Genomic DNA, 20,806 nt, shown 5'->3' on the forward strand with positions numbered 1-20,806 from the left:
GCGAGGGGCAGCGTCCCTACGGCTTCTTGTGGCGCGCCTTCTTGCGGTCGAAGTCGCCCGCGGGCTTGTCGCCGCGGGGCGGGCGCGCCACGGAGCTGCGGGGGCCGTTGTCGGCGCGCAGCTCGATCAGCTTGCCGGAGATGCGGGTCTCGGCCAGGGCCGAGAACACCTCCGGGCCCAGGTCGGCCGGCAGCTCGACGAGCGAGAAGTCGGGGCGGATCTGGATCTTGCCGAAGTCGCTGCGCGAGAGCCCGCCCTCGTTGGCGAGCGCCCCGACGATCTGGCGCGGCTCGACCTTGTGCCGCTTGCCCACGTTGATGCGGTACGTCGCCAGGTTGGTGTCGCCGCCGCGGCGCGGGGCCCGCTCGGCGCGGGCCTTGCCGGCCCGCTCGTCGCGACCGCCCGGCTCGGAGCGGCGCTCCTCGCGCTGGGCGCGGGCCCGGTCGGCCTCGGGGTCGATCAGCAGCGGGGTCTCGCCCTGCGAGAGCACCGCCAGGGCCGCGGCCACGTCGACCTCGGGCACGTCGTGCTCGCGCACGTAGTGGGCCACGATGTCGCGGAAGCGGTCGATGCGCGCGGTGTTGGCCAGCGCCTCGGTGATCTGGTCGTCGAAGCGCGCCAGCCGGGTGGAGTTGACGTCCTCGGCGGTCGGCAGCTGCATCTGGGTCAGCGGCTGCTTGGTGGCCTTCTCGATGTGCTTGAGCAGGTAGCGCTCGCGCGGGGTGATGAAGGAGATCGCGTCGCCGGTGCGTCCCGCGCGGCCGGTGCGGCCGATGCGGTGCACGTAGGACTCGGTGTCGGTGGGGATGTCGTAGTTGACGACGTGGCTGATCCGCTCGACGTCGAGACCGCGGGCGGCGACGTCGGTGGCGACCAGGATGTCGAGCTTGCCGGCCTTGAGCTGGTTGACGGTCCGCTCGCGCTGCGCCTGGGCGACGTCGCCGTTGATGGCGGCCGCGGAGTAGCCGCGGGCGCGCAGCTTCTCGGCCAGGGTCTCGGTCTCGTTCTTGGTGCGGACGAAGACGATCATCCCCTCGAAGTTCTCGACCTCGAGGATGCGGGTGAGGGCGTCGACCTTCTGCGGGTAGGAGACCGTGAGGTAGCGCTGGGTGATGTTGGCGGCGGTCGTCGCGCTGCGCTTGACGGTGATCTCGGCCGGGTTGCTCAGGTACTGCTTGGAGAGCCGGCGGATCTGCGCGGGCATGGTGGCCGAGAACAGCGCCACCTGCTTGTCGTCGGGGGTCTCGGCCAGGATCGTCTCGACGTCCTCGGCGAAGCCCATGTTGAGCATCTCGTCGGCCTCGTCGAGGACCAGGAAGCGCAGCTGCGACAGGTCCAGGGTGCCCTTGTCGAGGTGGTCCATGATCCGGCCGGGGGTGCCGACGACCACGTGGACGCCGCGACGCAGCGCGGAGAGCTGCACGCCGTAGGCCTGGCCGCCGTAGACCGGCAGCACGTGCACGCCGCGCATCCGGGCGGCGTACTTCTCGAACGCCTCGCACACCTGGAGCGCGAGCTCACGGGTGGGGGCGAGCACGAGCGCCTGCGGGCTCTTCTGCGCGATGTCGAGGTTGGAGAGGATCGGCAGGGCGAACGCGGCGGTCTTGCCGGTGCCGGTCTGCGCGAGGCCCACGACGTCGCGGCCCTCGAGGAGGGTCGGGATCGTGGCGGCCTGGATGGCCGACGGGGTCTCGTAGCCCACGTCGGACAGTGCCTTGAGCACCGGCTCGGACAGACCGAGATCGACGAAGGTCGGCACCTGATCGTCGACGGTCGTGGGGTCGGTGTCAGAGGAAGTCACTGCCATAAGGTAGTGGGTCGCGGGCGTGGGCCCCGATTCCTGCGCGCGGTGGCCTGGATCACCCGCACCCTCCGGGGCCCTCCCCGACCCGCTGCCCGACCCACTGTCCGGCCCACTGCACGGCTCACTGCCGGGCTCACTCCACGGTGACCGACTTGGCCAGGTTGCGGGGCTTGTCGGCGTCGAGCCCGAGGTGCTTCGCGGCGTGGTAGGCCAGCACCTGCAGCGGGATCGTCAGCAGGATCGGGTCGATCTCGCGCTCGTTGCGGGGTACGTCGATGCGGTGCGTGCCGGGGGCGGCCGACAGGTCGCCCAGGTCCACGCCCTCGTGGGTGACGACCACCAGCGGTCCGCGGCGCGCCGCGATCTCGTGGAGCGCGGCGACGTTGCGCTCGACGAGCTCGTCGTCGGGCACCAGCGCCACGGTCGGCACCGCCTCGCTGATCAGCGCCAGCGGGCCGTGCTTGAGCTCGGAGGTCTGGTAGGCCTCGGCGTGGCGGTAGGTGATCTCCTTGAACTTCTGCGCGCCCTCGCGGGCGACCGGGAAGCCGCGCACCCGGCCGATGAAGAACAGGCTGTCGGCCTCGGCGAGGCGCTGGGCGACCTCCTCGAGCTCGCCGTCGCGGTCGAGGACCGACTGGATCTGCTCGGGCAGCCGCTGCAGCCCGGCGATGAGCCGCTTGCCGTCGGCGATGGAGAGGTCGCGCACCCGACCGAGCTGGAGCGCGAGCAGCGAGAAGGCCAGGAACATCGTGGTCAGCGCCTTGGTGCTGGCCACCGCGACCTCGGGGCCGGCGTGCAGGTAGATGCCGCCGTCGCACTCGCGGGCGATCGCGCTGCCCACGACGTTGACCAGCCCGACCACGCGACCGCCCTTGCGCCGGATCTCCTGCACCGCCAGCAGCGTGTCGATGGTCTCGCCCGACTGGCTGACGGCGACGTAGAGGGTGTCGGGCTCGATGACCGGGTCGCGGTAGCGGAACTCGCTGGCCGCCTCGGCGTCGGCGGGGATGCGGGCGAGCTCCTCGATCATGGAGGCCCCCATCTGCCCCACGTAGTACGCCGAGCCGCAGCCCAGGATCTTGACCCGGCGGATCGCCCGCAGCTCGCGGGCGTCGAGGTTGAGGCCGCCGAGGTGGGAGGTGCCGAACCGCTCGTCGAGGCGCCCGCGCAGCACCCGCTCGGCCGCGCGCGGCTGGTCGAGCATCTCGGCGTGCATGAACGACTCGTGCTCGCCGATCTCGTACGCCGCCGGGTCGACGTCGACGCGCGAGGCGTCGCGGTGGGTGCGGTGCAGCTGGGCGGTGTCGTGGCGGTAGGTGGTGAAGCCCTGCGCCGTGACGGTGGCCATCTCGCCGTCGTCGAGGTAGGCGACGGTGGTGGTGTAGCGCACCAGCGCGGCCAGGTCGCTGGCCACGTGCATCTCCTTGTCGCCGACACCGACGATCAGGGGGCTGCCGTTGCGGGCCACCACGATCCGGTCGGGGAAGTCGGCGTGCACGACCGCCAGGCCGTAGGTGCCCTCGACGGCGCTGAGGGCGTCGGCGACCCGGCCCTCGAGGGTGTCGGCGCCGGAGCGGGCCACCAGGTGGGCGATGACCTCGGTGTCGGTGTCGGAGGACAGCTCGACGCCCTCGTCGGTGAGCATCGCGCGCAGCGACGAGGCGTTGTCGAGGATGCCGTTGTGCACCACAGCGACGCGGCTGGCGACGTCGGTGTGGGGGTGCGCGTTGTGGTCGGTGGCCGGGCCGTGGGTGGCCCAGCGGGTGTGCCCGATGCCGACCTTGCCGCCGAAGCGGGCCGGCAGCTCCTCGGCGAGGTCGCGCACCCGGCCCGAGCGCTTGGCCACCCGCAGCGCGCCGGCGGTGCCCAGCACCGCCATGCCGGCGGAGTCGTAGCCGCGGTGCTCGAGGCGCCCGAGGCCCTCGAGGAGCAGGGGGGCGGCCTGCTGGGTGCCGATGTAGCCGACGATTCCGCACATGCTGGTGTCTCCTGGCTGGTTGGGGCCGGTTGAGGGCCGGTTGAAGGGTGCTGGACGGCTCAGCCGTAGATCATCCGGCGCAGCTGGCGCTCGGACAGGGTGGGCGGGGCCACGACGCGCTCGGCCAGCTCGGCCGCGACGCGCGTGAAGATCTCGGGGTTGCGCAGCCCGCGCAGCTGCAGCGCGGCGTGGCGACGGCGTACGTAGTCCTCGACGCTCTCGCGGTGGAAGGCCACCACGTCACCGACGACGCGGCGCGCCTCGGCCTCGTCGAGGCCGGTGGTGGCCACCAGGTGCTGCACCAGGGGCGCCACCGGGTCGGGGGCGCCAATCCCCCGCTGCACGACCGTCACCCCGTCAATCTGCTCGATAGGGGGTCGTCGACGCAAGATCCTGCCCGATTCCGGGCAAGAACCGGTGCATCGGCTCGGATCTTCACTTCCGGTGGTCAGCGGCCCGAGAGGGGTGTTATGTTAGGTGAACAGAAGGTGAACAGGAGGTGTCCGATGACGGACTCGCAGATGACCGGTGGCCCCACTCGCAGCTGGGTGCTGGTGACCGACGCGGACGGACGTTCGCACCTGGAGTCGCGGTGGACCACGCCCCAGCCCGCCCCGGCCGCCGCACCCGTGCCGGCGACCCAGGCTGCCTGAGGCGTCCCGCACCCCATCCAGTCGCACGAGCCGCGTCCCACCGGGACGCGGCTCGTTCGCGTTCCCGGACCCCGTCGAGAAAAAGATCTGCGGCCCGGGAATGATCTCGCGGCGCCATGGCTTAGGTAGTTGAATCTTCACCCACGACTTCCCAGGAGCACCCCATGGCCATCTTCCGCAAGAACGACACCACCGCCCACGCCTTCGACGCGCCCACCGCCGCCCTGGAGGACATCTCCGGCGACTACACCATCGACGCCAGCCACAGCCGCCTCGGCTTCAGCGCCCGGCACGCGATGGTCACCACCGTGCGCGGGCAGTTCACCGACTGGTCGGGCACCGCCCACGTCGACACCGCCGACCCGGCCGCCTCCTCGGTCTCCCTCACCATCCGCACCGCCTCGATCGACACCGGCAACGCCGACCGCAACGCCCACCTGGCCTCCGCCGACTTCTTCGACGCCGAGAACCACCCCGAGATCACCTTCGTCTCCACCCACGTCACCCGCGACGGCGACGACTGGACCATCGCCGGCGACCTGACCATCAAGGGCGTCACCCAGCCGGTCACGATCGAGTTCGAGTCGACCGGCTCGGCCCAGGACCCGTTCGGCTACCTGCGCATCGGCTTCGAGGGCGGCACCTCGATCAACCGCAAGGACTGGGGCCTGACCTGGAACGCGGCCCTCGAGACCGGTGGCGTGCTGGTGTCGGAGAAGATCAAGCTCGACTTCGACGTCTCGGCGATCCGCAACGCCTGATCCCTGCGCGGCCCCGGGACGTCATGCCCCAGGCACGGACGGACGTCCTGCCCGTACGACGTCCCGGGCGCCCGCCGCGGAAATCAGGTGCCGGGGGTGCCCGCCCGGGTGCACCATCGGCGCATGAGCACGACGCCGGCACCGCTGCCCCCCGGGCTGCGCACCCGCACCCTGACCCTCGACGACGCCGCGGCCGTGGCCGACCTGGTGCGCGCCGAGGAGACGGTCGACCTCGGCGCGCCCGAGGTCGACGTCGAGGACATCCGCGCCGACTGGCTGCGTCCCAGCTACGACCTCGCCTCGAGCGCCGTCGGCGTCGAGGACCCCGCGGCCGGCGGGCGGCTCGTGGCCTACGTCGACCACGCCGGTGACGACGTCGCCTACGCCGCGGTCGACCCCGCCCACCAGGGTCGCGGCATCGGCACCTGGCTCGCAGGGTGGGTGCAGCAGCGCGCCCGGGAGCGTGGCGCCACGCGGGTCGGCAGCCAGGTGCCGCAGGACAGCGCCGCCGACCGGCTGATGGCCGCCCTGGGCTACCGGGTGCGCTGGACCGCCTGGGACCTGGAGCTGCCCGAGGGCGTCACCATGCCCGCCGCCCCGCTGGCCGCCGGGCACACGCTGCGCGACGCCGACCCGGCCGACCGGGAGGCGGCCTGGACGCTGCTCGAGGACTGCTTCCTGGAGTGGGCCGAACGGCCCCGCCAGCCGCTGGCCGACTTCGGCGCGCGGGTCTGGGACCGCGAGGGCCACCAGCCCTGGAACCTGCGGCTGGTGCACGACGCGGACGGCGTCCTGGTCGGCGCCACCCACGTGCACCTGGCCGGCGGGGGCGGCTACGTCGCCAAGGTCGGCGTACGTCGCGACCGTCGTGGGCAGGGCCTGGCCGCGGCGATGCTGGTCGACGCCTTCGCCCTGGCCCGGGAGCACGGGGCGACCCGCTGCTACCTCTCCACCGACTCGCGCACCGGGGCGCTCGGGCTCTACGAGAAGGTCGGGATGGTCGTCTCCTCGACCTGGGTGAACCGCGCGATCGACCTCTGAGCCGGGCCGTCCCGGCGACCTCTGGGAGGCTGTCCCGGTGAGCAGCCCGACCAGCACCACGCAGCCCGACCTGCACGGGGCCGGGCTGCAGCGCTCGCTCATCGCCCTGATCCAGGTGCTCGGGCTGGCGGTGTGGTTCTCGGCGACCGCGATCGCGCCCACGCTGCGCGGCGAGTGGGGGCTCGGCGACACCTCGGTGGTGTGGCTGACCGGTGCGGTCCAGATCGGCTTCGTCGTGGGGGCGCTGACCTCCAGCGTGCTCAACCTGCCCGACCGGATGCCGCCGCAGCGGCTGGTGGCCCTGTGCGCCTTCGGCGCGGCCGCGTCGACGTCGCTGCTGGCGCTGGCCGCCGACGGGCTGGCCCTGGCCCTGCCGCTGCGCTTCCTGACCGGGGCCTTCCTCGCCGGGGTCTACCCGGTCGGCATGAAGCTGATGGCCTCCTGGTCGCTGCCGGTCGACCGCGGTCGCGCGTTCGGCGTGCTCGTCGGCTCGCTGACCCTCGGCTCGGCGCTGCCGCACCTGATCAGCGCCTCGGGGCCGCTGCCGTGGCGCGCGGTGATGCTCACCGCCGCCGCCCTCACCCTCGGCGCCGGGCTCGTGGCGCTCACGGTGCTGCGCCCCGGGCCGCTGCTGGCGCCGGGCCAGCGCCCGCAGGCACGGCACGCGCTCGCCGGGCTCAGCAGCCGCGCCCCGCTGCTGGCCAACCTCGGCTACTTCGGCCACATGTGGGAGCTCTACGCGCTGTGGACCTGGCTGCCGGCCTTCCTCGTGCACCAGCCGGCGTGGGAGCTCTCGGGGGCCGGGGTGAGCGCGCTGACCTTCCTGACCGTGGGCGTGGCGGGTCTCGTCGGCGCCCTGCTCGGGGGCTGGGGCGCCGACCGGTACGGCCGCTCGGCCGCGGCCGTCGCCGCGATGGCGACCAGCGCGGCCTGCTGCCTGCTCGCCCCGCTGCTCTGGTCGACCGGACCGGTGCTGCTGGTGGTCTTCCTGCTGGTGTGGGGCGCGTCGGTGATCGCCGACTCCGGGGTCTTCTCCACCGCGCTGAGCGAGAGCACCGACCAGCGCTACGTCGGCACCGCGCTGAGCGTGCAGACCGCGATCGGCTTCACGCTCTCGGTGGTGACCATCCAGCTGCTGCCGCTGCTCGCCGACGCGGTCGGGTGGCGCTACGCCTTCTGGCTGCTCGCGCCGGGCCCGGCGCTGGGCGCGCTGGCGATGCTGCGCCTGGGTCGGATCACGGCACCTCGACGGTCGTGACCACCGAGGTGACCGAGGGCCGGCGGGGGGTGGAGGAGAAGCCGAAGTCGGGAGCGGGGTGCACGGGCGCGAGCGCGCCGAGGTCCCGCCCCTCCAGCCGTCCCCGGATCGCGGTCACCGCGTGGTGGTCGGTGGCGCCGTACCACTCGCGGCGCCCGTGGCCGGCCGACCCGCGGGTCCGCACGCCCCGCATCACGACCCGGGCGACCGGGTCGACCGCTGCGCAGAAGGCGGGCGACGTCGCCACCGGGTCGGGTACCAGGCCCAGCAGCCGGCCCAGCGGGGTGCGCCCGCCCACGTCGAGGTCGAGCTCGAGGGAGTCGGCCCGCACCGACCAGGCACCGGCCGGGCCGGTGGTCTCGAAGGCCTCGACCCGGACCTCGTCGAAGGTGTAGGTCGAGGCGATGAACTCGGCGACCCGCTCGGTGGGGGCCAGCAGCAGCCGGTGACCCGAGGGCAGCGCGACCATCGCGTCGGAGAACGGGCCCCACGGGGTCCGGTCCCAGCGCCCGACGACCACGCGCACGCCGGTGGTGCTGCCGACGCCGGCGATCCGGCCGTGGAAGCGTTGACGCATGCTGCGAGCCTAGGGGCCGGGCCTCACCCCCCGGCGTTCCAGATGTCGTTGGTGCAGCGCCAGGTGCCGCCCTCGCGGCGCCACGTCGTGAGGACCCGCCCCTCCATGACCACGGGTGTGCCGTCCTCGCCGGTCATCTCGACCCGGTTGGTGCCCCGGATCCAGGCCATCGAGCCGTCGTCGGAGAGCTCGATCTCGCCGGTCTCCCACGAGATGCGGAAGCCGGGGATGGCCGTGCTCGCGGTGACGTAGGCGCGCAGCGCGTCCTTGCCGCGCACCTCGTCCATGCCGGGTGGCACGACGACGGCGTCGTCGCTCCAGTACTCCAGGACCTCCTCCAGCGGGGCGCCGGACGAGGCGGCCGCCGACCAGGCGGCGTCGCGGGACCGCAGCTCGTCGCGCAGGGCGTCGGTCGTGGTGCTGCTCGTGGTGTCGAGGGTGTCGCTCATCGGGACCTCCGGGATGACCGACCCGCCCCATGCGGGCCGGACCTCTCATCGTCGCACCGGCGGTCGCCAGCAGGAAGAGCCGCCAGTCCGGTCGCCCGTCGACCGTGCTCAGTTGTGGCCGAGCCGGTCGAAGGCGCGGGTGGCCGCGTCGACGATGTCGTCGGGCTCGGCGTCGATGGAGCCCTCCAGCCAGGCCGAGACCAGCTTCTCCACGCCTCCGATGAACATCAGCCCGGCGAGCTCGCCGTCGCGGCCCTCCAGCGCGTCGGTGCCGTAGAGCGCGGCGGCCTCGGAGGCGGCGTACGCACCGAAGCCGCGCAGCATCGCGCTGCGCGGGCCGCTCAGGGTCGGGCGGGCGGCACCGCGCAGGATCGCGACCCGGCCCTTGCGCGGGTCGTCGGTGATGACGTGCACGAAGGCCGCCACCGCGGCCCGCACCCGCTCGGCGGGGCCGCCCTCGGTGCTGGTGATGGCCTCGTCGACGACGGTGCGGATCTCGTCGGTGATCTCGGCCAGCAGCGCCAGCAGCGCCTCGTCGAGGTTGGCGAACTGCTCGTAGAAGTAGCGCTCCGTCAGGCCGGCCTCGGCGCAGATGCGGGTCATCGTCACCGGCGGCCCGTCGACGCGCGCCCACACCTCGAGGGTCGCGGCGACCAGCTGCTCACGGCGCGCGGCGACACGCTCCTGGGCGCTCTGCCCGCGGTAGCGACCCGCTTTGACGGCCATGGGGGCATGGTGCCACGGGCGGGCGGGTGCGCCGACCACCCCGGCAGCGTGCCCGTCGAGAGTATTGACAGGACGTCCTGCCTGAATGACGATCTGCGCGTGGCCCGAATCCCTGCTCCGCACCTGCCCGCCGTCCGTGACCGAGTCGTCGTGGTGACCGGGGGTGCCCGCGGCATCGGTCTCGCCACGGCGGGGCGCTTCGCGGCCGCGGGCGCGCTGGTGCTGCTCGGCGACCTCGACGTCGAGGCCGCCCGCGACGCGGCCCGCACCGTGGGCGCGGCCACCGGTGCCCCCGACCGGGTGCGCGGGGTGCACCTCGACGTCACCGACCGGGCGTCCTTCGCCGCCCTGGTGGACGAGGCGCAGGCCTGGGGACCCGTGGAGGTCCTGGTCAACAACGCCGGCATCATGCCGCTGGGCCCGGTGCTCGAGCAGCCCGACGCCGTCATCGACAAGGCCCTCGGGGTCAACCTGCGCGCCGTGGTCACCGGCACCCGGCTGGTCGCGCCCGGCATGGTCGAGCGGCGCCGCGGCCACGTCGTCAACATCGCCTCCGCCGTGGGCCGGCTCGGGCTCGCCGGCGGTGCGGTCTACTCCGCCTCCAAGTTCGGGGTCCTCGGCTTCTCCGAGGCGGCGATGGGCGAGCTCGCACCGCACGGCGTGCACGTCTCGTGCGTGCTGCCCACCGTGGTCGCCACCGAGCTGTCGGCCGGGGTCGCCGCCACCCGCGGCATGCGGCCCTGCACCCCCGAGCAGGTCGCCGACACCGTGCTCGACGTCGTGCGCCGCCCACGCTTCGAGACCTGGGTGCCCGGCTACGCCAAGGGGCTGTTCCACACCAGCAACGCGCTCCCGCGCCGGGTGCGCCGCCTCGTCAGCCACGCCCTGCACGCCGACTCCAGCCTCAGCGACGTCGACCAGGGCGCCCGCGCCGGCTACGAGCAGCGCGCCCAGCGCTGACCAGCCCACCTCGCCGACCCGGCCCGAATGTCGCGCTGACCCGGCCCGTACTTCGCACCGAGTCGGCGCGAACCGACCCCCTGCGCCCCGGAACCTCCGTACCCTCGTGCTCGTGCCCACCTCCCGCTCCCGGTGCGCGGCGCTCCTGGTCGCGGCCGGGCTCGCGCTGACCGGGCTCCCGCCCCAGGCCGGCGCCGACGCGCCCGCGCTGGCCGAGCGCGACCCCCGCAGGACCCAGGGGCTCTTCGTCGACCCGCTGATGCCCGCCGCCCAGCAGGGTCCGGCGTACGCCGACATCGCCAAGCGCGCGCAGGCGCTGTGGCTCTCCAACGAGTACTACCCGCGCGACCAGGTGGCCGACGTCGTGCGGGCCTACACCTCGCGCGCGGCGCAGGCCGGCAAGACGCCGATGCTGGTCGTCTACGCGATCCCCGACCGCGACTGCGGCCTGTACTCCTCCGGCGGCCTCCCCGGCGCCGACGCCTACCGCTCCTGGGTGGCCGAGGTCGCCGCCGGCGCCAGGGGCAGCAAGGCCCTGGTCGTCGTGGAGCCCGACGCGATCGGCTTCTACGGCCACGACGAGTGCGCCAACGGCCGCGAGCGGCTGCTGCTCCTGCGCAGCGCCGTGCGCAAGCTGAGCAGGGCCGGCGCCTGGGTCTACCTCGACGCCGCCCACTCCGGCTGGACGCCGTACGCCGACCGCGCGCGGCTGCTGAAGAAGGCCGGCGTCGGCCTGGGCCGCGGCATCAGCACCAACGTCGCCAACTACCGCCGGCTCGGCCAGGAGAAGGCGTACGCCGAGACGCTGCTGCGCTCGCTGCGCCAGGACGGCGTCAAGGGTCTGCGCTACGTCGTGGACACCTCGCGCAACGGCGCCCGCAAGCCCGTCGACGGCGACGTCACCAACCCGACCTGGGCGCGCCTGGGCAAGCCGCCGAAGATGCGGTTCGACGGTCGCTTCGACGGCACGCTGTGGGTCAAGCACCCCGGCGAGTCGGACGGCCCGGTCAACGGCGGACCCTCGTCGGGGCAGTGGTGCGACCTGCTCGCCGACCGGCTGCTGGGCCGCGACGACCCGGGCCCCGGCTGCTGACTACCAGCCCCAGGAGCCCGGGATCCCCTTGAAGGGCCCGACGACGCGGCTGGTGATCCAGCCGCCGTAGAACCCGCCCTCCTGCGCCACCACGACCTCGCCGTCGACCCGGCAGGCGTCGACGGCCAGCGGCGTGACCGCGACCGCGTCGGCCAGCGCGGCGAAGGCCGGCGTCGGGGCCGGGTAGGTCCACGCCGCCCGCGGGGCGACCACCGGCGTGCCGTCGGGGCCCGGGCCGCCCACGAGGTCGAAGTAGGCGGCGTACCCCTTCCACTCGCAGGCCGACGAGCCGTCGGTGGGCCGCAGCACGCCCTCGGCGAAGGCCTCGCGCGGCAGGTAGTAGGTCGGCGGGTGGCTGGTTTCCAGGACCCGCCAGGACCGGGTGGTGCGGGCGACGACGACACCGCGCAGCTCGACCTCGATGCTCTCGGAGGACTCCTCCAGCGCCGGCGGGCGCGGGTAGTCCCACACGGACTCCTGCCCGGGGCCGGGCTTCTCAGGTCGGGGGCGCATGGCGCCAGTGAACTCCCACGCACCAACCGCACCTCGTCGGTGCCCGCGCCGAGTCGGCTCGTTCGAACCGGCCGGCTCGCGGTGGGGTCAGTCGGTGGCGGGCTGCTCCTGCGCGTGGCGCAGGTGCATCAGCTCGAGGGCCGTGGTGAGGTCCTCGGCGCTCTCGTAGGTGGCGGGCGCCTGGTCGATGAGCACGCTCGCCCAGGTGGGCTCGTCGGTCAGCACCTCGTGGCCGAAGTACTCCTCGATGGCCGCCGTGGCCCCCTGCATGTCGAGTGTCATCCCTCCATAGTGCCAGGCCAGAAGGGGTGAGGCGCCGGTCGTGACCGTTCTGTGGCCACATCCCCCCACCCTTGGGGATGGCCGTGGCCCCTGCGCGACCCGGTAGGCATGACCTGTGACCCACCCCAGCAGCTCGACCACAGAGGCCCTCGCCCCGCACGTCATGGTGCTCTTCGGCGCCACCGGCGACCTGGCGGCCCGCAAGCTCTTCCCGGGCCTCTACCGCCTGGCGGCGCAGGGCCGCCTGCCCGACGAGTACGCCGTCATCGGCAGCGGGCGGCACTCCCCCGGCAGCGACGACGAGTTCCGCCAGCAGGTGCGCGAGGCGCTCGGCGAGAGCGTCGAGGACCTCGACGACGAGGTGGCCGACGCGCTGCTGGAGCGGGTGTCGTTCTGCACCTCCGACGCCGACGACGGCGCCGACCTGGCGGCCGCGGTGCGCGCGGCCGAGGAGAGCCTCGGGGCCGACGGGGGCACCGACGGGGTACGCCGGCTGGTCTACCTGTCGGTGCCCCCGGCGGCGATGGAGCCGATGATCGCGATGCTCGGGCGCGAGGAGCTGACCGAGCGGGCGCGGCTGGTCGTGGAGAAGCCGTTCGGCCTGGACCTCGACTCCGCCCGCGAGCTCGACGCGGCCCTCAAGGAGGTCGTCGACGAGGAGCAGGTCTTCCGCATCGACCACTTCCTGGGCAAGGAGGCGGTGCAGAACATCCTGGCGCTGCGCTTCGCCAACGGGCTCTTCGAGCCGTCCTGGAACGCCCGCCACATCGACTCGGTGCAGATCGACGTGCCCGAGGACCTCGGCCTCGAGGGCCGGGGCAGCTTCTACGAGTCCACGGGCGCGCTGCGGGACATGATCTCGACCCACCTGACCCAGCTGCTGGGCCTGGTGGCGCTCGAGGAGGCCTGCCGCTTCGACGCCGACGAGCTGCGCGACGCGAAGTCGGCCGTCTTCGCCGCGATGCGCCCGCTCGACCCCTCCCGCGTGGTGCTGGGCCAGTTCGAGGGCTACCGCGACGACGAGGACGTCGCCGACGACTCCGAGGTCGAGACCTTCGTGGCCCTCGAGGCCTGGATCGACAACGACCGCTGGCGCGACGTGCCGTTCTACCTGCGCACCGGCAAGGCGCTCGCCGAGGGCCGGCGCACCATCACGCTGCGCTTCCGCACGCCGCACACCGAGATCTTCAACGGCTCCGTGGCCTGCAACGAGCTGGTCCTCGAGCTGACCGACCAGCCGCAGGTGCACGTCGAGCTGCAGGCCAAGAAGCCCGGGCCCGACATGGACCTGGTCAAGGCGGTGATGAGCCTCGACTTCGCCGAGGACGTCGACGAGGGCGACCCGCTGGAGGCCTACGAGCGGCTGCTGCTCGACGTGCTGCGCGGCGAGCGCACCCTCTTCACCCGCTCCGACGAGGTCGAGCGGATCTGGGAGGTCTGCCAGCCGGTGCTCGACTCGCCCCCCGAGGTGCACTCCTACGAGCAGGGCTCGTGGGGCCCCCAGGCCGCCCTCGACCTGGCCCGCGGCGGCTGGCACCTGGGGCGCTGAGCGGCGCCGGCCGGGCTCAGCGGGCGTTCTCGCGCAGCGTCGCGCCCCGGGCACCCCGCACGGTGAGCACGGCGCTGACCAGCGCCACGGCACCGAAGAGCACCGCGGTCAGCAGCGCCAGCAGCGCCAGCCGCACGGGGTCGACACCGGCGACCAGCTCGGGCGTCGACAGCGTCTCGGCGTAGCCGAGGGTGACGGTGCGCAGCACGACGTACTGCGCGAGCGCGCCGGCGGCCAGCCCCGCCACGGCGGTGCTGCCCAGCACCACGCCCAGCTCGCGCGCCACCGCGCCCATCACCTCGCGCCGCGGCACCCCCACCACCCGCAGCGAGGCGGCGTCGCGACGGCGCGCGGGCAGCTGCACGGCGGTGCTGACGCCGAGGGCCGCCACCGCCATCACCAGCACCAGCACCGCCACGACGGCGTACAGCCGCAGGGCCAGGGCGTACGCCTCGCCGTCGAGGCCGGCGCGCACGTCGCCGAAGGTGCGGTCGACCGAGAGCCCGGCCGCGCGCAGCTGCTCGGAGACGTCCTCGGGGGTGTCGGCGCGGGCCAGGACCACCACCTCGGAGGAGTCCTGGTCGTAGACCTCGCGGTCGATGCTGACCATGTCGTAGTCGATGAGCAGCCCGCGCGGCCCCAGCAGCGGCACGCTCGTGGCCTCGACGACCGGGTGGACCGGGAAGCTCAGCGGTGAGCTGGTCGAGAAGGCGTTGGGGTCGGGCTCGGTGCGGGCGTCGAGCCCCTTGACCACCGGCAGGGCCTCGGGCACGTCGCCGGCGGTGAGCTGGAGGATCGCGGGCTCGCCCGTGGCCGCCTCCACGCGCAGGACGCCGTCGTCGTCGGTGAGGCGGGTGACGGCCTCGGGAGCCGACGCGTCGGCGGCCACCTTCCACCCGGCGCCGGTGACGGCCCCGTCGACCGGCTCGCCGTCGGCGAGCACGCCCCAGATCTCGACGACCCCCTGGATGTCGGTGCGCAGCGCGGCCGGGCCGCCGAAGGTCAGCCCCTCCAGGCGGCAGCCGCTGCGGCAGGCCGGCACCCGGGTCTCGAGGGTGCCCGAGCTGGGAGGCACGGGCAGGAAGGCGAACCGGACGTCGCCCTCGGCGGTGACCAGGCGCAGGCGCAGCACGAGGTCGTCGCTCGAGCGGGCCCGGTTGTCGACGACGACCCCGATCCGGCTGCCCTCCAGCAGCGGGACCTCGCCGGTCGGGCGCAGCCGCTCGGCGATCTCGGCGGTGGAGGTGCCGGGGGTCCACTGGTCCGACCACTGCGCCACGCGCTCGAGGCGGGAGGTGTCGGCGACGGTGAAGACCGGGCCGGTGCTCGAGAGGGTGCCGGCGGCCATCAGCCACTCGCCGTCGGGGTCGGCGGTGCGGCTCAGCGCCACGGTGCGGTCCAGCGACAGGTCGGAGGCCCACACCACGGCCGCGGGGGCCCGGGTCGCGGCCACGCTGGCGCGCCACTGGGAGGCCGAGTCGTAGACCCCGGCCCCGAAGACGCAGATCGCGATCGCCGCGGTGACCGGCAGGATCACCAGGGTGCCCTCGCGGCGCCGGCTGAGCGCGCGGGCGGCCACGAAGGTCGACAGCGACGAGCTGCGCGGGCCGCGGCGGGTCCACCAGCCGGCCAGCGCGGAGGTGGCCCGCGCGCCGCCGAGGCCCGCGACCACCGCGAGCAGCACCGGCAGCACCAGGTCGGTCACGTCGGGGTCGCCCGGCGCCGTCGACGACAGCTTGCTCAGCAGCACCACCAGGGCGCCGGCCACGAGCGCGAGCTGGGCGACCACGGCGCCGCGGCGCGCCCGCGCCGGACGGCGTACGCCGCCCAGCTGGGAGGCCAGGTCGACCCGCAGCACCAGCCCCACCGCGACGACCGCGACCAGGCCCGCGCCGAGCCCGACGCCGAGGCCGGCCAGCAGCGAGGTCCACGGCAGCGGCACCGGCAGCCCCGGCACCAGCCACGACTCGACCAGCAGCCACGAGACGCCGAGCCCCAGCGCCCCGCCCACCGGCACCGCGACGCCCAGCAGCACCAGCGGCTCGGAGAGGCCCAGCGACCACATCCGGCGCCGCGGCAGCCCGCGCAGCGAGGCCAGCGCCAGCTCGGGCAGGCGCAGGTCGGCGGCGGCCGTGAGCAGCCGCAGCAGCAGCGCGAGCGCCACCAGCACCAGGGACAGCACGGCCGGGGCGACCGAGCTGCGCGCGGTCTCCTGCTGGGCGCGCACCTCGGCGGCCACGCCGTCGATGTCGTTGATCGAGCGGGTCTCGAACGACGCTCCCGCGGCGACGTCGAGCCCGAGCGCCGCGAGGTCGTCCTGGGCCGAGGCCACCGCGCGCACCGCGTCGAGGCCCTCCAGGTCGAGGTCGGCCGGCGGCTCCAGGCGGCGGTCGACGAGCACCTCGACGTCAACCCCCGCGAGCCCCTCGAGGGTGTCGTGGCCGGTGAGCAGCGGTGCGGGCCGGTAGGGCTGGTTGCTCGGCGGCGGCGTCGGGGTGCGGGAGGAGAAGCGCGACAGGTCGAACCACCAGTCGGCCTCGGCGGGCCCCTCGGGCACGGTGTAGAGCCCGACCACCTCGAGGGTGCCCGCTCCCTCGACGTCGAAGGTGGCGCCGACCTCGAAGGCGGTGAGCTCGGCGTCGCCGGCGAGCATCAGCACCTCGCGCGGCGCCGCCGGGCAGCGACCCTCGACCTCGAGGTGCTCGCAGTAGCCCTCCTTGGCCGCCAGCCGCACCTGGCCGCCCAGACCCGGGGTCTCGTCGGTGCGCAGGAACGTCTGCGGCGCGACGTAGGTGCCACCGGCGCCCGCGCCGGCCTGCCGGGCCAGGGCGGCGGCCTCGCTCGCCGCCGCAGCCGGGCCGGTGCCCGGCGCCGGCCGGTAGGCCCAGCTCAGGCCGGTCAGGGGGTTGGGCGCGTCGGCGAGCCGGGTGACCAGGTAGGAGCTGGTGACCGCGACCTGGAAGACCGGGCCGAGCACGGCCGAGGCGACGGCCAGGGCGATCAGCAGCACCGAGCCGAGCGAGAGCAGCAGCCGCGAGCGCAGACCGCGCAGCACGGTGGCGACCAGGGACCTCACCGGGCGGCCTCCTCGCGCAGGATGGCCGGCCGCGACCGCTCGGCGGAGACCCGGCGGCCCCGGCCCACGACCAGCGCCACCACGGCGGCCACGACGACCGCGAGCAGCGCCACCGGCCAGGCGTCGAGGGAGGTGCGCAGCGCGACCGCGTGGGCGGGCACCTCGACCAGGGCCAGGTCGCCCAGCAGCCACGCCACGCCCGCCGCGGTGCCCAGCAGCGCCGCGGTCACCGAGACGACCACCAGGCCGGCGGCCTCGAGGCGGCCCGCGCCCCGCAGGCGTCGTACGTCGAGGCCGACGGCGCGCAGCGCGGCCACGTCGCGCAGCCAGGCCGGCCGCTCGCGGGCCACCGCGGTGGCCAGGACCAGCAGCGCGACCAGCAGCCCGGACCCGGCGACCAGCAGGTAGACCCGCGCCTGGGCGGCCCCGGTCTCGTCGCTCACCCCGGCGCGCACCTGGGCGAGCGTGCGTAGGTCGCCGCCGGTCTCGTCGAGCACCTCGTCGAGCAGGGCCTCGGGCGTGTCGGCGCGGGCCAGCACCATCACCTCGGCCACCGGCACCGTGGGGGGCGAGCCCAGCAGGACCCGCGGCAGGTCGGCGAGGAGGCCGTCGGCCTGCACCAGCGGCAGGCCGGGGACCCGGCCCACGACGCGCGCGGCCAGGTCGGCGCCGCCGGGCGAGTCGACGACCGGGTCGCCCTCCCAGACCGCGCTGCGGGTCGCGAGCACGGGCACGGAGAGCCCGGCCGCGGCGGGCACCGCCACGAGCGGGGCGGAGGTGCTGACCGCGAGGAGCCCACCGGCCACCGGGACCGGACCGCCGGGCCGGTCGCCGCGGGTCTCCTCGGCCGGCGCCCAGCCTCGCTCGAGCAGGTCCTGGTCGCCGACGACCAGCGAGTCGAGGGTCCAGGGCAGCTCGCTGTCGCCCGGCTTGCGCTGGAGGGTGACCGCGACCGGCTCGCAGCCCGCGGCGCACTCCACGGGCGTCGAGGCGGTGGCGGGGCCCCCGTCGAGGCCGACCTCGAGGCGCAGCCGCACCTGCCGGGAGCCGCCGGTGAGGTCGCGCAGGCTCAGGACCACCACGGGGCGCATGCGGCCCTCGAGGCGCCGGCTCACGCCGCTGACGGTGGCGCTCACCTCGGTGCCCACCACCGGTCGGGTCGCCGACCCGGTGTCGGGGGCCAGCTCGTCGACCACCGACGCGAGGGCGGCCGCCGCGGTGTCGTCGTGGAAGTCGCCCAGCACGGCGTCGTGGCGCGACAGGTCGAGGAAGGCGCGGCGCGCGACCGCGCTGCCCTCCCCCGGCACCAGCACCGCCGCCATCAGCCAGCGGCCCTCGGGGTCGAGGCGGCGGGTGAGCTCGAGCGCCGGCTCCGCGTCGGTCTCCAGGTCGATGCGCAGCGGGGCCCCGGCCTGCAGCCGCGCGGTGCGCTCGGTCCACTGGTCGACCTGGAGGGCGGCGGTCAGCGCCACGCCCGCGACCACGGCCGCGGCCACGAGCACCTGCACCGCCCCCGCCACACCGCTGACCCGGTCGAGGCGGCGCGCGGCGAGGAAGCCGCCGAGCCCCCCGCGGGGCCCGCGCCGGCGCACCCACACCCGGGCCACGGCGCGCAGCAGCCACAGGGCGCCGGCCCCGACGGCCAGCCCCACGAGCGCCGGCCCGGCCAGCACCACCACGTCGACCCCCGCGGCGTCGGCGCCGCTCGACCCGAGCGAGCTGCGGTAGACCGCGACCGCGGCGCCGACCACGACCAGCACCTGCGCGAACGCCGCCGCGACCGTCGTACGACGCGGCCTCGCGACCGCGGCGACCTGGTCGGCCAGCGGCTCGCGCAGCGCCGCCGCCATCCCCACCAGCAGCGCGGCGAGCGCCACCAGGACCACCAGCAGGGCCGCGACCAGGGCGTCGACGCCGACCAGCGGGGCGGGGTCGCGCAGCCAGGCGTGAGCGCTGAGGCGCGCGACGAGCAGGCCCAGCCCACCGCCGAGCAGCCCGCCAAAGGTGAGCACCAGCAGCGGCTCGAGGGCCACCAGCACGTAGAGCTCGCCGCCCTCGAGGCCGCGCAGCCGGGCCAGCGCGATCTCGCCGCGCCGGGCCGAGGCCAGCTCGCGCCCCGTGGTGGGCAGCGCGACCAGGGCCAGCAGCAGCAGCGGCACCGCGAGCGCGCCGGAGGTGCCCGCGGCCTCGGCGAAGCCGAGCACCGCCACGACCCCGGCGACCACCACGGTGGTGAGCAGCAGCAGCGGGGTCAGGGTGGCGCGGCGCGACCAGGCCCCGCGCAGGGTCCGGGCCAGGGCGCCGACGGGCTCGCGGGTCACCGGCCGGCCGGCGGGCGCCGGAAGGCGGAGTCGTCGCGCGGCGCCGGGTCCTGGGCGGGTGCCACGACCGGGTGGGCGACCGGCGGCGCGGCCGGGGCCTCCGACGCCGACGGCTCGGGCCGGAACCGCGTGTGGGCCAGGTGCACGGGCTCGGTGTGGTCGACCAGCCGGCCGTCGTCGAGCGCGTGGTGGGCGTCGCAGGCCTCGACCACGGCGGGGTCGTGGGTGGCCACGACGACCACGGCGCCGCGCTCGGCCTCGCGCCGCAGCTCGCCCAGCACGAGCGCCCGGTTGCCCTCGTCGAGCTCGCTGGTGGGCTCGTCGGCGAGCAGCACCCCGGCGCCCACGCACAGGCCGCGGGCGAGCGCGACGCGCTGCATCTGACCGCCCGAGAGCTCCTCGACCTGGCGGTCGGCGAGGTCGGCGATGTGGAAGCGGGTGAGGGCGGCCAGCGCCTGCTCGTCGGCCTCGACCGGGTCGACGCCGCGCGCGCGCAGCGCGACCGAGACGTTCTCGCGCGCCGAGAGGATCGGCACCAGGCCGTAGACCTGCAGCACGAAGGCGACCTCGGGCCGCGGGTCGCCGGTGCCGCGCCAGGTGGGCGCGCCGTCGTACGTCGCCTCGCCCGCGGTGGGCTCGAGCAGGCCGCCGACGATGGAGAGCAGCGTCGTCTTGCCCGAGCCGCTGGGCCCCGAGAGGGCGGTCATCTCCCCGGCGCGCAGCACCAGGTCGATGTCGGCCAGCAGCGGCCGGTCGACCTCGTAGCGCACGCCGCGCACCTGCACGTCGCTCACGCGTGGTCCCCCTGCTCCTCGGGCGGTCGCGAGACGACCAGGCGGTCGGCGCTGTCGACGGTCTCGGGCTCGATGCGCACCAGCGTGCCCTGCGGCCACTGCTCGGCCAGGTGGCCGGGCAGGTGCACGACACCCTCGGCGCCGATGACGACGTACTCCGCGCCGTCGCGGCCCTCGAGCCCCACGCGCCCGCCCTTCATGGTCACCGTGCGCGGGAAGGTGGCCGCGACCTCGGGCTGGTGGGTGACCACGACGATGGTGGTGCCGAGCTCGTCGCCGAGCTCGTGGACCAGGCCGATGACGGCGTCGCGGTCGTCGTGGGAGAGCTGGCTGGTCGGCTCGTCGGCGAGCAGCAGCTGGGGCGAGGTGGAGACCGCGCAGGCCAGGGCCAGGCGCTGGCGCTGGCCGCCCGACATGGTGGAGACGACCTGGTCGGCGACGCCCTCGAGGCCGACCCGGGCCAGCAGGTCGCGCTCGGGCACGGCCTGGCGGCGCTCGGCCGAGGTCAGCGCCAGCCGCGCGAAGGCGATGTTCTGGCGGGCGGTGGCGTAGGCCAGCAGGTTGCGGGTGGCGCCCTGGAGCATGGTGCTGACGCGGCGCGAGCGGAGCCGGGCCAGCTGCGGCTCGGGGAGCCGGGAGATCTCGTGCTCGCCGAGGAAGATCCGCCCGGCGCTGGGCTTCTGGATGCCGCCCAGCAGCGTCAGCAGCGTCGACTTGCCCGAGCCGGACGGGCCCAGGAAGGCCACCCGCTCACCGGGGCGGATGGCGAGGTCGACGCCCTGCAGCGCGACCACGTCGTGGCCCTCGAAGGTGCGGTAGAGGTGCACCACCCCCGTGCACCGCACCCCGATGCCACCGGGGTGGTCCAGCTCGCCGATGTCCACACCGGGCTCGAGCACTGCCACCGTTGCCGCCTCCCCTTGGTCCGCGGCACAGCAGACCCCACGCGCGCGCCGGCGCGCAACACCGCA

The 20,806-nt window shown here is 75.0% G+C and carries 19 protein-coding genes; 7 read left to right on the plus strand and 12 right to left on the minus strand.

The features are described from left to right. Positions 1 to 16: 16 nt before the first annotated feature. The 3 genes from OCU29_RS15900 to OCU29_RS15910 form a co-directional block, all read right to left on the minus strand. Complete coding sequence (locus OCU29_RS15900; protein WP_370463676.1) at positions 17 to 1,807, minus strand: DEAD/DEAH box helicase; 1,791 nt, start codon at positions 1,805 to 1,807, stop codon at positions 17 to 19. A 130-nt stretch (positions 1,808 to 1,937) separates the two neighbouring features. Further along, entirely contained in the window at positions 1,938 to 3,782 is a 1,845-nt protein-coding gene (gene glmS, locus OCU29_RS15905; protein ID WP_261820684.1) for a glutamine--fructose-6-phosphate transaminase (isomerizing), read from the minus strand. Positions 3,783 to 3,841: 59 nt separating this feature from the next. Continuing rightward, on the minus strand, positions 3,842 to 4,135 hold the full coding sequence (locus OCU29_RS15910) for a hypothetical protein (RefSeq protein ID WP_261820685.1): 294 nt from the start codon (positions 4,133 to 4,135) through the stop codon (positions 3,842 to 3,844). A gap of 153 nt (positions 4,136 to 4,288) precedes the next feature. Between OCU29_RS15910 and OCU29_RS15915 the strand changes: the two genes are divergently transcribed. The 4 genes from OCU29_RS15915 (at position 4,289) to OCU29_RS15930 (ending at position 7,495) form a co-directional block, all read left to right on the plus strand. Beyond that, entirely contained in the window at positions 4,289 to 4,435 is a 147-nt protein-coding gene (locus OCU29_RS15915) for a hypothetical protein (RefSeq protein WP_261820686.1), read from the plus strand. A 164-nt stretch (positions 4,436 to 4,599) separates the two neighbouring features. Next, the gene (locus OCU29_RS15920) at positions 4,600 to 5,196 is read left to right on the plus strand and encodes a YceI family protein (protein ID WP_261820687.1); all 597 of its coding nucleotides are present in this window, start codon (positions 4,600 to 4,602) and stop codon (positions 5,194 to 5,196) included. Between the two features lie 123 nt (positions 5,197 to 5,319). Next, a complete protein-coding gene (locus OCU29_RS15925) occupies positions 5,320 to 6,237 on the plus strand; it encodes a GNAT family N-acetyltransferase (protein WP_261820688.1) in 918 nt (305 codons plus the stop codon). Positions 6,238 to 6,274: 37 nt separating this feature from the next. Further along, positions 6,275 to 7,495 (plus strand): MFS transporter, encoded by a 1,221-nt coding sequence (locus OCU29_RS15930; RefSeq protein ID WP_261820689.1) that lies wholly within the window; start codon positions 6,275 to 6,277, stop codon positions 7,493 to 7,495. Here the strand turns inward: OCU29_RS15930 and OCU29_RS15935 are convergent. The 3 genes from OCU29_RS15935 to OCU29_RS15945 form a co-directional block, all read right to left on the minus strand. Next, positions 7,473 to 8,072: a hypothetical protein gene (locus tag OCU29_RS15935; protein ID WP_179614775.1), complete on the minus strand. Its 600-nt coding sequence runs from the start codon at positions 8,070 to 8,072 to the stop codon at positions 7,473 to 7,475. The two genes, OCU29_RS15930 and OCU29_RS15935, sit on opposite strands and share 23 nt — an antisense overlap. Positions 8,073 to 8,095: 23 nt before the next feature. Next, positions 8,096 to 8,521, minus strand: a complete 426-nt coding sequence (locus tag OCU29_RS15940) for a DUF4440 domain-containing protein (protein WP_261820690.1) — start codon at positions 8,519 to 8,521, stop codon at positions 8,096 to 8,098. A 108-nt stretch (positions 8,522 to 8,629) separates the two neighbouring features. Further along, positions 8,630 to 9,247, minus strand: a complete 618-nt coding sequence (locus OCU29_RS15945) for a TetR/AcrR family transcriptional regulator (RefSeq protein WP_261820691.1) — start codon at positions 9,245 to 9,247, stop codon at positions 8,630 to 8,632. A gap of 99 nt (positions 9,248 to 9,346) precedes the next feature. Between OCU29_RS15945 and OCU29_RS15950 the strand changes: the two genes are divergently transcribed. Together OCU29_RS15950 and OCU29_RS15955 are read left to right on the plus strand one after the other, a co-directional pair. Continuing rightward, on the plus strand, positions 9,347 to 10,207 hold the full coding sequence (locus OCU29_RS15950) for an SDR family oxidoreductase (protein WP_261820692.1): 861 nt from the start codon (positions 9,347 to 9,349) through the stop codon (positions 10,205 to 10,207). Between the two features lie 112 nt (positions 10,208 to 10,319). Further along, the gene (locus OCU29_RS15955; protein WP_261820693.1) at positions 10,320 to 11,300 is read left to right on the plus strand and encodes a glycoside hydrolase family 6 protein; all 981 of its coding nucleotides are present in this window, start codon (positions 10,320 to 10,322) and stop codon (positions 11,298 to 11,300) included. Here OCU29_RS15955 and OCU29_RS15960 read toward each other — a convergent pair whose 3' ends face one another. Further along, positions 11,301 to 11,813, minus strand: coding sequence for a DUF427 domain-containing protein (locus tag OCU29_RS15960; RefSeq protein ID WP_261820694.1), 513 nt, complete (start codon positions 11,811 to 11,813; stop codon positions 11,301 to 11,303). 87 nt (positions 11,814 to 11,900) lie between these two features. After that, on the minus strand, positions 11,901 to 12,095 hold the full coding sequence (locus tag OCU29_RS15965) for a hypothetical protein (protein ID WP_261820695.1): 195 nt from the start codon (positions 12,093 to 12,095) through the stop codon (positions 11,901 to 11,903). A gap of 115 nt (positions 12,096 to 12,210) precedes the next feature. Here OCU29_RS15965 and zwf point away from each other — a divergent pair, with 115 nt between their 5' ends. Then, positions 12,211 to 13,644, plus strand: coding sequence for a glucose-6-phosphate dehydrogenase (gene zwf / locus OCU29_RS15970; protein WP_261820696.1), 1,434 nt, complete (start codon positions 12,211 to 12,213; stop codon positions 13,642 to 13,644). A gap of 16 nt (positions 13,645 to 13,660) precedes the next feature. Here the strand turns inward: zwf and OCU29_RS15975 are convergent, their stop codons facing one another. Genes OCU29_RS15975 through OCU29_RS15990 form a run of 4 tightly spaced genes read right to left on the minus strand, consistent with a single transcriptional unit; the run spans position 13,661 to position 20,740 of the window. Continuing rightward, entirely contained in the window at positions 13,661 to 16,720 is a 3,060-nt protein-coding gene (locus tag OCU29_RS15975) for an FtsX-like permease family protein (RefSeq protein WP_261820697.1), read from the minus strand. Beyond that, positions 16,717 to 19,041, minus strand: a complete 2,325-nt coding sequence (locus OCU29_RS15980) for an FtsX-like permease family protein (RefSeq protein ID WP_261820698.1) — start codon at positions 19,039 to 19,041, stop codon at positions 16,717 to 16,719. Before OCU29_RS15980 ends, OCU29_RS15975 begins: the two co-directional genes overlap by 4 nt. Beyond that, positions 19,038 to 19,835: an ABC transporter ATP-binding protein gene (locus tag OCU29_RS15985; RefSeq protein WP_261820699.1), complete on the minus strand. Its 798-nt coding sequence runs from the start codon at positions 19,833 to 19,835 to the stop codon at positions 19,038 to 19,040. Before OCU29_RS15985 ends, OCU29_RS15980 begins: the two co-directional genes overlap by 4 nt. Then, positions 19,832 to 20,740: an ABC transporter ATP-binding protein gene (locus OCU29_RS15990; RefSeq protein ID WP_261820700.1), complete on the minus strand. Its 909-nt coding sequence runs from the start codon at positions 20,738 to 20,740 to the stop codon at positions 19,832 to 19,834. Before OCU29_RS15990 ends, OCU29_RS15985 begins: the two co-directional genes overlap by 4 nt. Positions 20,741 to 20,806 lie beyond the last annotated feature (66 nt).

The sequence above is a fragment of the Nocardioides sp. OK12 genome (assembly GCF_024341885.1).
Classification (GTDB): Bacteria; Actinomycetota; Actinomycetes; order Propionibacteriales; family Nocardioidaceae; genus Nocardioides; species Nocardioides marinisabuli.